We start from the raw sequence: 14,688 nt of genomic DNA, 5'->3' as shown, positions 1-14,688 counted from the left end.
GCGGACGATAAAGGTGCCTTACGATGAATGCTTTGGGAATTGATTTTGGGACATCCAACTCTGCAGCGGGAGTTTTGGTCAACGATAAACCCTTCTTGATTGAGGTTGAGGCGGGCGAGAAAACATTGCCAACAGCCGTGTTCTTTCCCCAGAATTCGGCGGAAATGCGGATCGGAAGTGCAGCCAACCGCGCCCTAATTCAAGGCGAAGAGGGGCGTTATATGCGCGCCCTCAAGAGCGTCCTTGGGACGTCTTTGATGCATGAAAAACGTCGGATAATGGGCGCCGAAATGACGATCAGCGATATTATCGCGCGGTTCCTTGAGGTGTTGAAAATTCGGGCCGAGGCCCAATGTTATACGACATTTGAGCGGGCGCTTTCGGGGCGTCCCGTGCGGTTTCACTCCAAGGATGAGGGGCGCAATACGCAGGCGCTGGCCGATCTGACGGAATGCTACCTAAAGGCGGGTTTCAAAGAAGTATCCTTCATGCCGGAGCCCGAAGCCGCAGCCTTGGCCAGCCATGCGCGCCAAGATGGTAGCCTTGGATTGGTGGTTGATATTGGCGGCGGGACCTCGGATTTCACGGTGTTTCGCACGCAAGCTGGCACGCAGGAAATTTTGGCGAGCCATGGTGTGCGACTTGGAGGAACCCATTTCGATAAACGGCTCAGCGTGCGTCATGTGATGCCACTTTTGGGCAAAGATTCCTTGATTGGTAAAGAGTTCGGAGAGGGCGCATTGGCCGCCCCGAGCGCGATATTTCAAGACTTGGCGACTTGGGAGAAAATCCCGTTTCTCTATACGCAACAGACACGGTTGGCGATGGCGAAGCTTGGGAAACTGGCCCTTGAGCCTGTGTTGTTTTCACGCCTGCTCACCGTCTTGACCGAGGAGTTGGGACATGAGGTCGCTTTTGCTGTCGAGCGGGCGAAAATTCTGGTGAACCAAGAGGACCGCTCCGACGCGCGAATTGATATGAAAATGATTGAAGCGGGCCTGTTTGCCGTCATGTCAGACCAATCCATGGCCGACTCCCTTGCGGAATATGGCGCAGATATTCGCGATGCAGCCAAGGAAACGCTCGTGTTGGCTGGCGTGTCGGAGGCACAAATCGAACAGGTCGTTTTTGTCGGGGGTTCAAGCCTTATGTCGATCGTGGATGATGGCATGCGGTCCGTATTTTCCGCCGCTGAGTTCTTGTATTCAGAGGCCTTTACCGGTGTTGTCGACGGGCTTGCTATAGCGGCGTCCCGTCAAAGCTAAGCGGGTTAGCCAGACCGGAGGGGCAGCCGAACGAGCGAGGCAACCGCAAAAAAGATTGCCACGACACAAACAATGGTCGGCCCCGCAGGCGTGTCGTAGATCAAGGCCGCTTGTAGACCCAAAATGACCGATGCCGCTCCGATTCCGATGGAAATAAACGCCATACTTTCGGGGGTTTTCGCGAAGGGGCGCGCGGCGGCGGCGGGCATAATGAGCATCGCTGTGACCAGTAAAACGCCCACGACTTTGATAGCAACGGCCACAACCAGAGCCAAAGCAATGGTCAGGATCAACTGCTCTCGTTTGGGATCGATTCCGCTGGAATAGGCCAAGCCGGGACTAAGGGTCGAGGTTAGAAAGAGCGACCAACGCCAGACCAAAAGCGCGAGGATAACGGCTGCGCCGCCCCAAATTGCGGCTAAATCCATGGTCGTAACAGCAAGGATTTCCCCAAAAAGATAGGCCATAAGATCGACCCGCACACCATCGATAAATGAGATCGCGACGAGGCCAAAAGCGAGAGCGGAGTGGGACAAAACCCCGAGGAGGGAATCCGTTGAATGGTTGCGGCCACTGAGGGTTGAGACGAGGATTGCCATTAGGAGGGCGACGGCAAGGACGCTTGCGAAGACCGAGATGGAAAACCCAAGCGCGATTGCGACACCGAGGATGGAGGCATGGGCGGTGGCGTCGCCAATATAGGCCATCCGCCGCCAGACAACGAAACACCCAAGTGGTGCGGCCGCAAGCACAAGACCGAGGCCGGCCAATGTGGCGCGGAGCATGAAATCATCCAGCATTTTGATTCTCGTGGCCACAGTTTGGGCCGTGTTCATGGTCGTCGTGGCTGTGGCTATGTTCGTGGCGGTACAGCGCAAGTGCGCCCCCCGTTCCGGTGCCAAAGAGCGCACGGTATTCAGGTGCCGAGGCTACGATATCGGGTGTTCCGTGGCAGCACACATGACCGTTGAGACAGACGACGCGATCGGAGGCAGCCATCACAACATGCAGGTCGTGGCTGACCATTAAAACGGCACATCCGAGTTGCGAGCGCACGTCTTCGATCTGTTGGTAAAAGGAAGCCGCTCCGGGTTGATCGAGACCCTGTGTGGCTTCGTCGAGAATAAGCAAGTTGGGTTTATGGAGCAATGCCCGCGCAAGCAGCACGCGTTGAAGTTGCCCCCCCGAGAGGTCGGCCATCGCGGTGTCGGCGATATGTCCAGCGCCGCCAGCGTCCAACGCCGCAGTGACCTCCGCAAGGGGGTGGCGTGTTGGCAAGCTGAGGAAGCGTTTCACAGAGAGCGGCAGGCTGGGATCAAGTTGGAGTTTCTGCGGGACGTAACCGATCTTGAGGTTTTCCGCCCGCGTGATTTTTCCGTCGCTCGGGATGGCGCCAATAAGCGCTCGCAGCAGGGTCGTTTTGCCCGAACCGTTCGGTCCCACAAGGGTGACGATTTCACCGTTCTCTATGTGAAAATCGACGGCATCCAGCGTTGTTTTTGACCCGTGTTTTACCGTGAGCTTTTCTGTGGAGATCAGTTTCATACCGTGTCCGATTGGCAATTTGGGCACAGACCGAGCGCCTCAACAACGGTGCGTTCAATTTTGAAACCTAGGTCGTGCGCCTGTTCATTGAGCAAGGGCGCGCAGAAGGTTTCGACGACGCCGTCGCACTCTTTGCAGATTAGAAAGGCGGGCGCATGATGCTCTCCGGGATGCATACAGGCGGCAAAGGCGTTTAGTCGTTCGATCTTATGGGCAAAGCCGTTGGACACCAGAAAATCCAGCGCCCGATAGGCGACAGGAGGTTGGGAGCCCAAGCCTTCGGTGCGGAGATGGTCGAGGATTTCATAGGCCCCGAGGGCACGATGTTCGATCAGCAGGATTTCCATCACACGTCTGCGGACGGGTGTGAGTTGAAGCTTCTGCGCGCCACATTGCGCCTCAACCGAAGCGATGCCGGAATCGATGCAATCCTTGTGGTCGTGGTGTTCAAATCCATGGGTCGGCATAAGATCTCAGTCTGTTGGGTTCTGACTTGTAATGTTATATTATTACATATAAGTCGAGGCCAAATTTAGTTTTAGAGGAAAAAAAGTTGAAAAATCTATTACCCGTATTCGTTGCCGCCATCGTTTTTGGACAATCCGCACATGCCAAGGCGCCCAATGTCGTGGTTGATATCGCGCCGATCTATGCAATTGCCGCGCAGGTTATGGAGGGTGTTGGGACGCCCACATTGATAGTGGAACAAGCGGCCTCACCACATGATTTCTCATTGCGCCCGTCACATGCACGCGGACTTCAAAACGCGGACGTTGTTTTTAGTGTCAGTCCCGACTTAACGCCATGGCTTGTGAAAAGCTTGGAGACTTTGGCCGACGGGGCCGAAATTGTGTTCTTGGCAGAGGTTTCAGGGACGAATTTGTTGGAGGCACGCGAGGAGGAAGGGCACTTTGATGAGGAAGAGCACGCCGATGAGGGGGGCCATGCGCATGGTGAATTTGATCCCCATAGTTGGCTTGACCCAGAAAACGCGGTGCTTTGGGCCGGAGAAATGGCGCGCATTCTTACGGAAATTGACCCTGAAAACGAGTCGGTATACAAAGAGAATGTTGCGACTTTTGAAGCTCAGATGGCCGCGCTTACGCAGGGCATCCAAGAGAGGTTTTCCGATCTCGGCGGAGTGGAATACTTCGTTTATCATGATGCATTTCAGTATTTTGAAAATCGATTTGAGGTCCCCTCCTTTGGGGCGATAACGGATACAGAAGCTGTTGATCCAGGGCCACGCAGGCTACAAGATGTTCGTGACAAGATCGCTCAGTCGAACGTCAAATGTCTGGCTGTTGAGCCAGGATTTAAGTCGGGAATTCTTGACGCGATTGCCCCAAATGGTGGGCTGGACATCGTGCAAATGGATCCATTGGGGGCGACCTTGCCCTTAGACAAAAACCTATATGGCGCAACGCTCGCAAATATGGCGCAGGCGTTGACCGCGTGCCTTAAGAGCTAAGCTCGCAGATGGTGCATTTGCCCTGCTGGAATCTGCTTTGTGTGGCAGGTTCCGGCGTGTTTTAAGAACGGGCGGCCCGCCTCTGCGAGGATGCTCTAGTCCCACACGACACTATCTAGAAGTGTGCGCCGCGCCGATTTAAGGTGGACAGTAAACCCATTTTTTGCGGCGTCCTTGCTGCCCGAAAGGAGCGCTCGAATGACCACTAGATGCTCCTTGGCTGCCTGAATGTTGCGCTCTTTTTCGTAGGTTTTATTCCACCGGTAATGAAAGTGGAAAATCAGCGAAATGAGCACATAGAAATCGGAGATGAAACGATTGCCAAGCTTTTCAATAAGCACACGATGAAAACGCTCATCTAGGCGGGAAAATTTGAGGTAGTGGGTGTCGATATTCTCGAGTAAATCAACGTGAGCCACCTCTAGCGCTTGCAACTCAGCGCGGGATTCAGGGGACATGGGAGTTTCACAAAAATTCCGCAACGTCCGAAGCTCAAATATTTCGCGCACGTCAAACAACTCCTCGGCGAAATCTCGGGTGAAACCAAGGAGTACCCAGTGGCGATTGGGCTCTTTCTCGATCAAGCCAAAGCGGGAGAAGCGGATGAGATACTCGCGGATCGCTGACGAACTAACGCCGAATTCTCTTGCCAATTCACTTTCTCGAAGGACCGATCCGGGTGCCAAATCGCCACCAAGAATATAGTCCATAAAAAGAGTGTCGACTTTTTCACTGGCCGAGCGTGTTTCCTCAATTGCGAAATAGTCGATAGGGGCGGGCATGCGAAGAACGGTTTTTAACCGCCCGTCCCAATGGATAACTTTCGTTTGATCTAAATGCTCCAAAACGACGCGAATTGTCGTGCGACTTGTTTTAAGTTTTTTGGCAAGCTCGGTTTCTGGGGGCAGTTGGCTGGTGATATCAAGGTCGCGAATACAATCCAAACATCGGTTGTAAGCTTCTTTGTAAACACTATTGCTGCGCGACACGGATGGCTCTCAATGCTGGCTACTCAGGTTGTGGTGCCATGTTTCAATCATAAATTTTCATTGGTGGCAAAAAGTATCTTAGCGGCGTTTAAAGGCGTATCCCTTCGTCGATGGGCCCGCAGTAAGGGGTGATCAAAATTTCGCTTCATCGATTTGCATGGGTGTTCGTGGTTTTTATTGCATAAAAGAACATATTCGCGTTGTCCGAGCATGGGGTTCGAGATAGATTTCTCAGAGTAGAGGCGGAAAAGCTTTAAAGAGTTGTTATCTCCAAGCCTTAAGGCCGATGATTTTGAACAAATGGGATGAAAAGAATGAACAAAGCGACCGAAACACCTATTTTTCAGTTTGGAACAAGTCGATTTCTACAAGCGCATGCGGACCTTTTTGTCGATGAAGCCTTGAAGCGCGGGGAGGCCGTGGGGAAAATTTCGGTAGTGAAAACCACGGGGGATTCCTCAAGGGTTGCGCGCCTTGAGGGGTTGACCCAAGTTGATGGATATCCAGTGTGCATCAAGGGTTTGCAGGCAGGAGTTCCGATCGACAGCGAGCAACGTATTCAATCGGTTGCGCGCACATTTACGACCGCGCAGAACTGGGATGCGTTGGTTGCGTGTTTCGTTTTCGAGGCGCAATATGTCCTTTCCAACACAGGCGATCGCGGCTTTGCAGCGCAGCCAGCGGACGGTGGAAGTACTTTTGATCAAGCGATGTCCTACCCTGCGAAATTGGAGCTGCTCCTTCGGGCGCGCTTTGAGGCGTCGGCGCGGCCATTGACGGTGATGCCTATGGAATTGATCGTCAAAAATGGTGCGATTTTGAAGGCGCGCGTGCTGGATCTCGCGTCGGGGCAATCTTCGCAATATTTGGAATGGTTAACATCAGACGTGCTTTGGATGGACTCGCTTGTGGATCGGATTGTCTCTGAGCCGCTTGAGCCCGCAGGGGCGGTGGCCGAACCCTACGCGCTTTGGGCGATCGAAAATCAGGCCAGATTTGTCGCGCCCTGTGTTCATCCGTGCATTGATATCGTTGACGATTTGGAAATTCCTGAGGCTTTGAAGCTATTTATCCTCAACTTAGGGCACACGTATTTGGCCGACAATTGGCGTGCCGAGGAAACACCCCCAGCTTATGTCCGAGAGTATCTGGATAATGCTACTGTCTTGGCTGATCTTAACGATTTATATGAAGTTGAGGTTATTCCAGCCTTCACAGCCGCAGGCCTTGAAGGAAAAGCCCGCGCTTATGTGGAAACGACGATTGATAGGTTTCGAAACCCGTTTTTGGATCACAAAATCGCCGATATCGCGGGAAATCACGCTGAGAAAATCCAGCGCCGCATTGCAGATTTTTTAGCTTGGGCGCACAAGAACGGCGATACCGGTCTGAAGCCGCGACTAGAAAATATTGTACAAAAAGCAAAAGAGGAATCGTAATGTTTGCCAAAAGTAGAGTTGGGAAAACCGATGTCGAAACAAGCCTAGTGTCATTTGGCACGACGGGTATTGCAAACATTTTTGTCGAGGTCTCGGAGGAGGCTGCGCAGGCGGTTTTGGAGGCGGCGTGGCAAAGTGGCATTCGTTATTTTGATACCGCGCCACACTATGGCCGCGGGCGCGCAGAGGCGCGTTTAGGGGTTTTTTTGGCTACGAAATCGCGGGATGAGATTGTTATCTCAACCAAAGTTGGGCGCGTTTTGCGGCCAGGAAAACAATTGGCCGTCGCCGAAGATTTCGTTAATCCGCTCCCGAATGACGTGCATTATGACTATTCCGCGAAGGGTTTTGAAGAGAGCCTTGTAAGCAGTATGGAGCGCCTTGGAACCGATCGGATTGATATCGTTTTCGTACACGATATCGGCGTTGTGACACATGGCGCAGGGAATGCTGCTCATATGAAAGACCTCTTGGAATCGGGTTTGCCCTATCTTGAGAGCCTTAAAGAACAGGGGAGAATCGGGGCCTATGGTCTGGGCGTGAATGAAAATGAGGTCTGTGTGGAGGTGCTAAAATCCCACCCCTTGGATGTTATTTTACTCGCTGGACGCTGGACCTTGCTAGATCGGACCGCCGAAGCCGAATTGATTCCGATGTGCCGTGAAATGGGCGTGAGCCTCGTATTGGGCGGGGTTTTCAACTCGGGTATTTTGGCGACGGGGCCGACGGAGGGCGCTCGTTTCAATTATGCTCCGGCAAGCGCCGACATTCTGGCGCAAACGCGTGCCTTGGAGGAAAAATGCGCTGCCTTTGATGTTCCACTTGCGACGGCCGCCTTGCATTTCGGGTTTTCAAAACCCGAAGCTGCGAGCGTTTTAATCGGGACGGGAAAAGTCTCCTCCCTCACGCGCAATTTGGAAGCCATCCAAGCGCCGTTCCCCGAAGCCTTGGCTAAAGAGGTTTTCTAAAACGCGCGCGGGGGATTTCTTGGTTGCCGCGCGGGGAGACTTGTATAAAACAGGGGCTTGCCAATATATCCGGTGCGTACCGGAGCTTTCTGCGCTGTGAAATAAGGTGATTAAAATGACGAAAAGCTATGTGACGACGCCCATCTATTACGTAAATGCGGCCCCTCATTTGGGACATGCGCATACGACCGTCATGTGCGACATCCTCATTCGCAACAGGAAAGCCAACGGGGTTGAAACGCGATTTTCGACGGGGTGCGATGAGCACGGCCAAAAGAACCAAGAGTCCGCCGAAAAGCTGGGCTTGCCCGTAGATGAATACCTTGATCTGCGCTCGGCGGAATTCAAGAAAGCGTTTGATTTGTTGAACGTGGATTACGACTATTTTGTCCGCACCAGCCGCCCGTTCCACAAAGAGCGCGTGGCCCAAATGGAGCAATCCATGATGGACGCGGGCTTGATCATCAAGAAGGAATATTCGGGGATTTACTGTAAGGGCTGCGAGCAGTTCAAGACGGATTCTGATCTGAATGAGGACGGGCAATGCCTTGACCACTCGAACCTTTTTGTCGAGGAAATCACTGAGGCGAATTACTTCTTTCCGATGGAGCCTTTCCGTCAACGCTTGTTGGATCACATCGCGGAAAATCCCGATTTTGTGCAGCCACAGAAGTTTTTGACCGAGCTTAAAAACATGCTCAAAGACCCGCTCGAAGATCTGTGTATTTCGCGGCCAAAATCGCGGGTTTCCCTTGGGGTCGAGTTGCCATTTGATTCCGATTATGTGACCTATGTTTGGTTTGATGCGCTGATCAACTACCTCACGAACTTGGGGTGGCCGGATAATAATTACCAAGACTACTGGGCCGAAGTTGAGCATGTTATTGGCAAGGATATCCTTAAAACACACGGGGTTTATTGGCCGATTATCCTTATGGGGATGGGCGAAACCCTTCCCAAGAAGCTCTCGGTACACGGGCATTGGCTGGGAAGTGGCGGCGTGAAAATGTCCAAGTCGCTTGGCAATGTTGTGGACCCGTTGGTTGTAGTTGAGAAGTTCGGCGCGGATGCGCTGCGCTATTATCTTGCGCGCCATATGCGGGCCGAAAACGACAGCCAGATTTCTGTGGAATTGATCCAGACCGCGTATAATGGCGAGTTGGGAAATAAGGTCGGAAACCTGCTGTCGCGGGCGGCTAAATTCGCCTCCGATCGGTTGGACGGCAAAGTGCCTGCGAAGGGGGCTTTGACGGCGGAAGATGACGCCGCACGGGCCGCAGCGATGAAGGCCGCACTTGGGTTTGCCAATGTGTTTAAGCTGGCGGAAATTTCGTCCCGCACCGAAGCTTTGATCGTGGCAGCAGACGAGTTGAATACCTATTTCACCGAGCAAGCGCCGTGGAAGTTGCTCAAAGATCCAGAAACTGAAGCGCGGGGACAGACTGTTTTGTATGTGACGCTTGATAGTTTGCGGGTGTTGCTGGAGGCCTTCCGTCAAATCATTCCTGTGTCGGCAGATAAAGCCTTGGCGATTTTGGATTGCCCGATTGAAGTGGGGCCTATTTGGACCCCGAAATTGGATCGCTTGCAGAGCGGTGCGCAGTTTGGGGAAGTTATTCCGCTGTTTCCGCGCATTGCCGATTGAGGCGATAAATGGTCGAAAGTTTAAAAAAGGGCGCCTCGAAAAGGCGCCCTTTTTAAATTCTTTAAAGTTTTTAAACTTCGGTTGAAACCATCCCGATGCGTGCCATTTCGACCCAATAGTCGGGGAATGTTTTTCCGACGCAATTTGGGTCTTGGATAATGATGCCCTCCACCCGAATGGCCGCGAGGGCGAAGCACATCGCGATGCGGTGATCGTTGAATGTGCGGATTTCGGTGGTTGCGGCATCGGGTTTGATGTTGGGCGCGCCGTTTACCAAAAGATCGTCGCCTTCGACGGTGGCCAAAGTGGCGTTGATGCGGGTGAGACCTTCGCGGAGGGCTTCGACGCGGTCGCATTCTTTGACGCGTAGATTTTTCAATCCGATAAAGCGCACCGGTGTTTCGTTGAAGGCCGCCAAGACGGCCAATGTTGGGACGGCGTCTTGCATTTGAGAGCCGTCCACGACGGCGGGCATGTGGGGGAATTGTCGGATGACGTCGAGCGCTTTGGCATCTGGCTGGGCGGTTTCGCCTTCTTTGGTGTTGGAGATTGAGACCTCGCCCTTTGAAAGCGCGTCGGCGGCCCAAAGGTAGGTGCAGGCGGAATAGTCGGGTTCGACCGCATAGTCGGGCGCGCGATATTCTCCCGCAGGGACGATCCATTTGCCCGCGGGATCGGTTTCGACCGTGACGCCGAATTCTTGCATGATGCGGGTTGTGACATCGAGATAACCCGCGCCGTCGAGGCCATTGGCGTTTTTGAGGGCGATTGTGAGGCCTTTTTCAAGGCGGGGTGCGATCATCATCAGGGCGGAGATATATTGGGTGGAGAGGCCAGCGTCGATTTCAACATCGGTGGCGAGGTTTTTGGCGCCGCCCGTGAGGGTGACGGGGGGGCAGCCCGTGGCGCTTGAGGCGGTGAAACCAAGGTCGTTGAGGGCGGAAATCAGGGGCTGAATGGGGCGGCGTTGCATGTCTTCGTCGCCGTTGAGGACGGTCGTGCCATCGGCCAAACAGGCCGCGGCGGTGAGGAAACGGGCAGTTGTGCCCGCGTTGCCGACGAAAACCTCGCCTTTTGGGGGGACGAGTTTGCCTGTGCTTTTGACGATGGTTTCGACGGGGTTCACGGCACTGACCGAGACACCAAAATCGCGCAGGGCTTGGGCCATAAGCTCGGAATCCTTGCTTACTAAACAGCCTGTGAGTTTGGTTTCGCCCACAGAGAGGGCGGCGAGCAGGAGGGCGCGGTTGGTGATGGATTTGGAACCGGGGACGGCGACGGAGCCTTTGAGGGTCTGGTCGTTGACGGACAAAAGGATCTTGGTGTCAGTAGAGGGGTGCGTCATTTGGAGATCCTTGCTGTTGGCGGTCATGCCTGTTTTACGCAGGCGTGCGCGGTGTCGCAACAGGGGATTCCGAGGCTGGGAGGTTTCAGCCTCGGAAAGATGTTGAGGGTTAGCGTGCGGCCCAAAGGGCGCCACGTTCCATCAGGGTTTTCATCTCTGGGACGTTAAATTCATCCGCGATGTGGCCCAAGGCAGAATAGAAGACGCGGCCCTTGCCGAAGCGGCGTTTCCAAGCGACGGGCATGGTGACGCCGTCGATTTCGTCAAAACGGCTGCCGTCGAATGTGGTGGTCGCGAGGACTTCGATCGAGGGGTCGATGTGCATGTAATATTGCTCGGAATGATAGGCGAAATCGCTAAGACCTGCTGTGATCGGATCGTCGGTTTTGGTGATTTGGATGGTGTAGTCGATGATGTCGCCCGGATGTGCAACCCATTGGCCGCCCGTCATAAATTGATAGTCTGGTTCGTTGCGGAAACTGTCGCACATGGTGCCGTGGAATCCGGCAAAACCCGAACCCGCGCGCACGGCGGCGAGGAGATTAGTGAGCTCTTCTTTTTCGATCGTCGACATGGTTATGACGGGCATGATGAGATCAAAACGGCCCAAATTTGGGTCAGAGAAGGCTTCGGTGGAGGCATCCATGGTGACGTCGAAACCTGCGGCTTCGAGGGTGGATTTCATGACGTTTGCGCTGGCTTCGGGGGTGTGGCCTTCCCAGCCACCCCATACGATGAGGGCAGTTTTCTTGGACATTAGATTTTCCTTTTTAGAGGTGGCCAAAGGGCAATTGGTCGGAGAGAGCGGCGGGGCGGGAACATTGGTGTTTGAGGGAGATTCGGCGGCCCGTTTCGGCGGATTTCAGGATGGATTCCATAGCTTCGAGGACATGGAGCGAGAGTTCGAGGCTGGCGCGGTGGGGGCGGCCGTCAAGGATGGCTTGGGCCATGTCCGCAAGGCCGATGACGCGGTAATTTCCGTCGCCGTATAGGTGGGATTGGGGGAGGGTTTCCCAGTCGCCTTTGCCTTTGCTGACCTGAATGTCGCCCTCAAAATGATTGGGGTCGGAGACGATCATGGAGCCTTTGGAGCCGTAGAGTTCGATGTGATTGTGATCGTGTTTATGGACGTCAAAACTTGTTGTGAGGGTAACTTGGGCGCCGCAGGTGAAGCTCAGGATTGCGGAAATATGGGTTTCGACATCGACGTTGAAAACCTCCGCTTGGCGCGGGCCAGAGGCGATTTCGCGCTTGGCGTAGGAGGCTTTTGCGACGCCTGTGACGGCCTCGATGGAGCCGATCATGTTGATGAGGGCAGTGATGTAATAGGGGCCCATATCCATGAGGGGGCCGCCGCCGGATTGATAATAAAAGTCGGGGTTTGGGTGCCACGCTTCGTGGCCGGGGCACATCATATAGCAGGAACCCGCGAGAGCCGCGCCGATGGTTCCCGCGTCGACGGCGTCGCGGGCAGTTTGGTGTGCGCCGCCAAGAAATGTGTCGGGGGCGCAGCCGACGCGGAGGTTTTTGCGCTTGGCGAGGGCGGTGAGTTGGGTGGCTTCATCGACGGAAATGGCGAGGGGTTTTTCGGAGTAAGCGTGTTTGCCAGCTTCGAGGATTTTGAGGCCCACAGGCACGTGGTGTTGGGGGGTTGTGAGGTTGAGGATCAGCTCAATTTCGGGGTCGGCGAGCATGTCGTCGACCGTAAGGGATTGAATCCCATAGGTTTCGGCCTTGGCGGAGGCTGCGTCCATATTGATGTCGGCGCAGGCCACGATGGACAGGACGGGGAATTGGGGTGCTGCTTTGAGATAGGCGTCGGAGATGTTTCCGCATCCGATAACGCCGACCTTGATGGTGTCTTTCATAGTGCCTCCTGCGCGATCCATGGCGCTTTGTAGAATTCCTTGAGCACAAGCGCTGTGGCCCCGAGCGCGACATGTTGCAGGTCTAGGGGCAGGAATTCGAGTTTTGTGGTTTGGAAATTATCTGTGGTCGCGTTGGCGCGAATGCTTGTGGTGATTTCCTGCGCGTATTTGGTGAGGAAAGAGGCGCTTTCGCAAGTTGTGACCAAGGTGTCGGGGTTAAACAGGTTCACGGCATGGGCGAGGGATTGGCCAAGGATGTCAGCGAGGGGTTTTGCTTGGGAGGGCGCGAGGTTTGAGAGGATTTCGCCTGTCGTTTTATGTGAATGGAATGCTTTTGTTAGGGCGGATTTCGAGAGGTAGGCTTGGGCGCAATCGGTTTGGCCGCAGGCGCAAATTTCGGCTGATCCTCGCACTTTGGTGTGGCCCAACGCGGGTCTGAGTTTTGGGGTGTTTTGGGTAGGGTCGGGCGCAAGGAAGCACATCTCAACGACGTCGTTGAGGACGACGACGGCGCAGCTTCCATCGGAGCGGTCGTACCATTGTTTCTTGAGGGCGAGAAGCTCGGCGTGGTTTTCGAGGAAGATGGCGAGGCCGGTTTTCTCGTGAAGGGCTTGGGAAAGGTGCGGGGCGATTTTTGCGAAGTCGGCGCCCTGGGCGCAGGCTCCTGAAATGGGGTCGATTAGGCCGGAAATGCCAAGGCAGAGGCCGTTGACTTTTCGGCTGTCGATATTTGCGGCGGCGCAGGCCTCAAGGAGGTGGGAGGCGATGAAATCAGTGAGAGCGTCGGGAGGTAAGTGCAAGAAATCCTTTGAGTGATGGGCCGTGAGGATGACATCGCCGCGAAAGTTGGCGAGGGTGAGGGTAAGGCCGTTTTCCGTCAATGCGGCACCAAACGCATAGGCCGCATCGGCAACGAGGGCCAAGTTTACGCGGGGGCGGCCACGGGAGGCTTCGTCGGTGTGGCTGACCTCGATGAGGCCCGTTTCAAGGAGGCCGCCAGTGATTGCGGAGACGGTTGTACGACTGAGTTGGGTGAGATTGGTGATTTCGACGCGGGAAATAACTTCGTGTTTGCGAATCGTCTCAAGGACGCTGAACTTGTTGATTTCGCGCATTAATAAGGGGTCTGAGATCTTGAGAACCATTCAGGAATCCATTTAGTTTGGAGTCCTGAATAAATATTTTTGGCGCATTTTTCAAGCAGAGTTTCAGCAGATTAGAGGCTGTCGGTGTCGAGATAGATCGGGAGGTGGTCGGAGGCCTTGCGGGTTGTGTCGGATGTGAACACGCGACATTCGGAGGAAACGACCTCACGCGAGACGACAAAACGGTCGAGGGGCAGTTTGGGGCGGGCGGTGTGAAAACTCGGCCCTGGTGTGAGGACGTCGAACTGTTTTTCAAAGACCTGACAGGCGGCACCGTGCAGGCGCCATTCGTTGAAATCACCAGCAAGAACGCAGGGAGTTCCCGAGGGCATACTCGCCATATAATCCGTCAGTGCGGCCGCTTGTTTTGCGCGCATTGTTGTTTGTAAGCCGAGATGCGCGCCGATGACGCGGAAGGGCTTGGACCCTTTGGTTTGAAAAAGGGCGGAAACCGCACCGCGCGGTTCAAACGAGGGCAGGGGGACGCGCTCAAAGGAGAGGAGTTCGACGCTTGGCCCGTAGAGGATCGCATTGCCATGCCAGCCGACACTCAATGGGCGCTCGGCGATATCGACGAAATCGTACTGAATTCCGTCTGGATCAACAGGCGAAGGGAGCGTGCCTTGTCGGGAGCCCACCCGTTTGTCGACCTCTTGCAAAAGAACAATGTCGGCGGAAATTTCACGGAGAACTTTGAGAATTCGGTCGGGATCGCGCTTCCAGTCAAGGCCGACGGATTTACGGATATTATAGCTGGCGATGCGCATTTTAAATCATTCGTCTTTGAAAGGTCGGCGTAATGGTGACGTATGACGGGGCGAAGCACAAGGTGTCAACACCCATGAAACGTTCCGAATTCAGCGAGTCTGCGTACGGCGCTGTAGGGGGGATTTAAGGCCAGTTTGATAGGAATGACCTCTGTCTGGGCCTTGTGCCTTTTGCTCTCAAAACAAGACCACCACCGTTTTTAACGTGCTGTAGTGGGGTGTTTTGGGGCTGCGGATCCCG

At 54.4% G+C, this 14,688-nt stretch carries 14 protein-coding genes; 5 read left to right on the top strand and 9 right to left on the bottom strand.

Annotated features, from left to right (window positions below; translation table 11 throughout):
- Window positions 1–23: 23 nt before the first annotated feature.
- Entirely contained in the window at window positions 24–1,265 is a 1,242-nt protein-coding gene (locus AB9F29_RS04260) for an Hsp70 family protein (protein ID WP_369754714.1), read from the top strand.
- Window positions 1,266–1,270: 5 nt separating this feature from the next.
- Here the strand turns inward: AB9F29_RS04260 and AB9F29_RS04255 are convergent, their stop codons facing one another.
- From AB9F29_RS04255 to AB9F29_RS04245, 3 genes are read right to left on the bottom strand one after another with little or no spacing between them, the layout of a single operon-like run.
- Window positions 1,271–2,065: a metal ABC transporter permease gene (locus AB9F29_RS04255; RefSeq protein WP_369754917.1), complete on the bottom strand. Its 795-nt coding sequence runs from the start codon at window positions 2,063–2,065 to the stop codon at window positions 1,271–1,273.
- Entirely contained in the window at window positions 2,055–2,810 is a 756-nt protein-coding gene (locus tag AB9F29_RS04250) for an ATP-binding cassette domain-containing protein (protein ID WP_369754713.1), read from the bottom strand. Before AB9F29_RS04250 ends, AB9F29_RS04255 begins: the two co-directional genes overlap by 11 nt.
- Window positions 2,807–3,277, bottom strand: coding sequence for a Fur family transcriptional regulator (locus AB9F29_RS04245; protein ID WP_369754712.1), 471 nt, complete (start codon window positions 3,275–3,277; stop codon window positions 2,807–2,809). The genes AB9F29_RS04250 and AB9F29_RS04245 overlap by 4 nt, the downstream gene beginning before the upstream one ends.
- Window positions 3,278–3,363: 86 nt before the next feature.
- Between AB9F29_RS04245 and AB9F29_RS04240 the strand changes: the two genes are divergently transcribed.
- On the top strand, window positions 3,364–4,281 hold the full coding sequence (locus AB9F29_RS04240) for a zinc ABC transporter substrate-binding protein (RefSeq protein ID WP_369754711.1): 918 nt from the start codon (window positions 3,364–3,366) through the stop codon (window positions 4,279–4,281).
- A 95-nt stretch (window positions 4,282–4,376) separates the two neighbouring features.
- Here the strand turns inward: AB9F29_RS04240 and AB9F29_RS04235 are convergent, their stop codons facing one another.
- Window positions 4,377–5,270, bottom strand: a complete 894-nt coding sequence (locus AB9F29_RS04235) for a GntR family transcriptional regulator (protein ID WP_369754710.1) — start codon at window positions 5,268–5,270, stop codon at window positions 4,377–4,379.
- A gap of 314 nt (window positions 5,271–5,584) precedes the next feature.
- Here AB9F29_RS04235 and AB9F29_RS04230 point away from each other — a divergent pair, with 314 nt between their 5' ends.
- The 3 genes from AB9F29_RS04230 (at window position 5,585) to metG (ending at window position 9,322) form a co-directional block, all read left to right on the top strand.
- Complete coding sequence (locus AB9F29_RS04230) at window positions 5,585–6,709, top strand: mannitol dehydrogenase family protein (protein WP_369754709.1); 1,125 nt, start codon at window positions 5,585–5,587, stop codon at window positions 6,707–6,709.
- Entirely contained in the window at window positions 6,709–7,677 is a 969-nt protein-coding gene (locus tag AB9F29_RS04225) for an aldo/keto reductase (protein ID WP_369754708.1), read from the top strand. Before AB9F29_RS04230 ends, AB9F29_RS04225 begins: the two co-directional genes overlap by 1 nt.
- A 115-nt stretch (window positions 7,678–7,792) precedes the next feature.
- The gene (gene metG / locus AB9F29_RS04220; RefSeq protein ID WP_335584152.1) at window positions 7,793–9,322 is read left to right on the top strand and encodes a methionine--tRNA ligase; all 1,530 of its coding nucleotides are present in this window, start codon (window positions 7,793–7,795) and stop codon (window positions 9,320–9,322) included.
- Between the two features lie 70 nt (window positions 9,323–9,392).
- On the opposite strand, the gene AB9F29_RS04215 is transcribed toward metG, so the two are convergent.
- The 5 genes from AB9F29_RS04215 to AB9F29_RS04195 all read right to left on the bottom strand — a co-directional run bounded on the left by AB9F29_RS04215 (window position 9,393) and on the right by AB9F29_RS04195 (window position 14,447).
- Window positions 9,393–10,667 (bottom strand): 3-phosphoshikimate 1-carboxyvinyltransferase, encoded by a 1,275-nt coding sequence (locus AB9F29_RS04215; RefSeq protein ID WP_369754707.1) that lies wholly within the window; start codon window positions 10,665–10,667, stop codon window positions 9,393–9,395.
- 109 nt (window positions 10,668–10,776) lie between these two features.
- On the bottom strand, window positions 10,777–11,424 hold the full coding sequence (locus tag AB9F29_RS04210; protein WP_369754706.1) for a ThuA domain-containing protein: 648 nt from the start codon (window positions 11,422–11,424) through the stop codon (window positions 10,777–10,779).
- A gap of 13 nt (window positions 11,425–11,437) precedes the next feature.
- The gene (locus tag AB9F29_RS04205) at window positions 11,438–12,535 is read right to left on the bottom strand and encodes a Gfo/Idh/MocA family protein (RefSeq protein WP_369754705.1); all 1,098 of its coding nucleotides are present in this window, start codon (window positions 12,533–12,535) and stop codon (window positions 11,438–11,440) included.
- Window positions 12,532–13,680, bottom strand: a complete 1,149-nt coding sequence (locus AB9F29_RS04200) for an ROK family protein (RefSeq protein ID WP_369754704.1) — start codon at window positions 13,678–13,680, stop codon at window positions 12,532–12,534. Before AB9F29_RS04200 ends, AB9F29_RS04205 begins: the two co-directional genes overlap by 4 nt.
- 71 nt (window positions 13,681–13,751) lie before the next feature.
- Window positions 13,752–14,447, bottom strand: coding sequence for an endonuclease/exonuclease/phosphatase family protein (locus AB9F29_RS04195; RefSeq protein ID WP_369754703.1), 696 nt, complete (start codon window positions 14,445–14,447; stop codon window positions 13,752–13,754).
- Window positions 14,448–14,688: the final 241 nt, after the last annotated feature.

The organism is Falsihalocynthiibacter sp. S25ZX9, assembly GCF_041205405.1.
In the GTDB taxonomy this organism is placed as follows: domain Bacteria; phylum Pseudomonadota; class Alphaproteobacteria; order Rhodobacterales; family Rhodobacteraceae; genus Falsihalocynthiibacter; species Falsihalocynthiibacter arcticus.
This window is presented reverse-complemented; position numbering and strand designations above follow the sequence as displayed.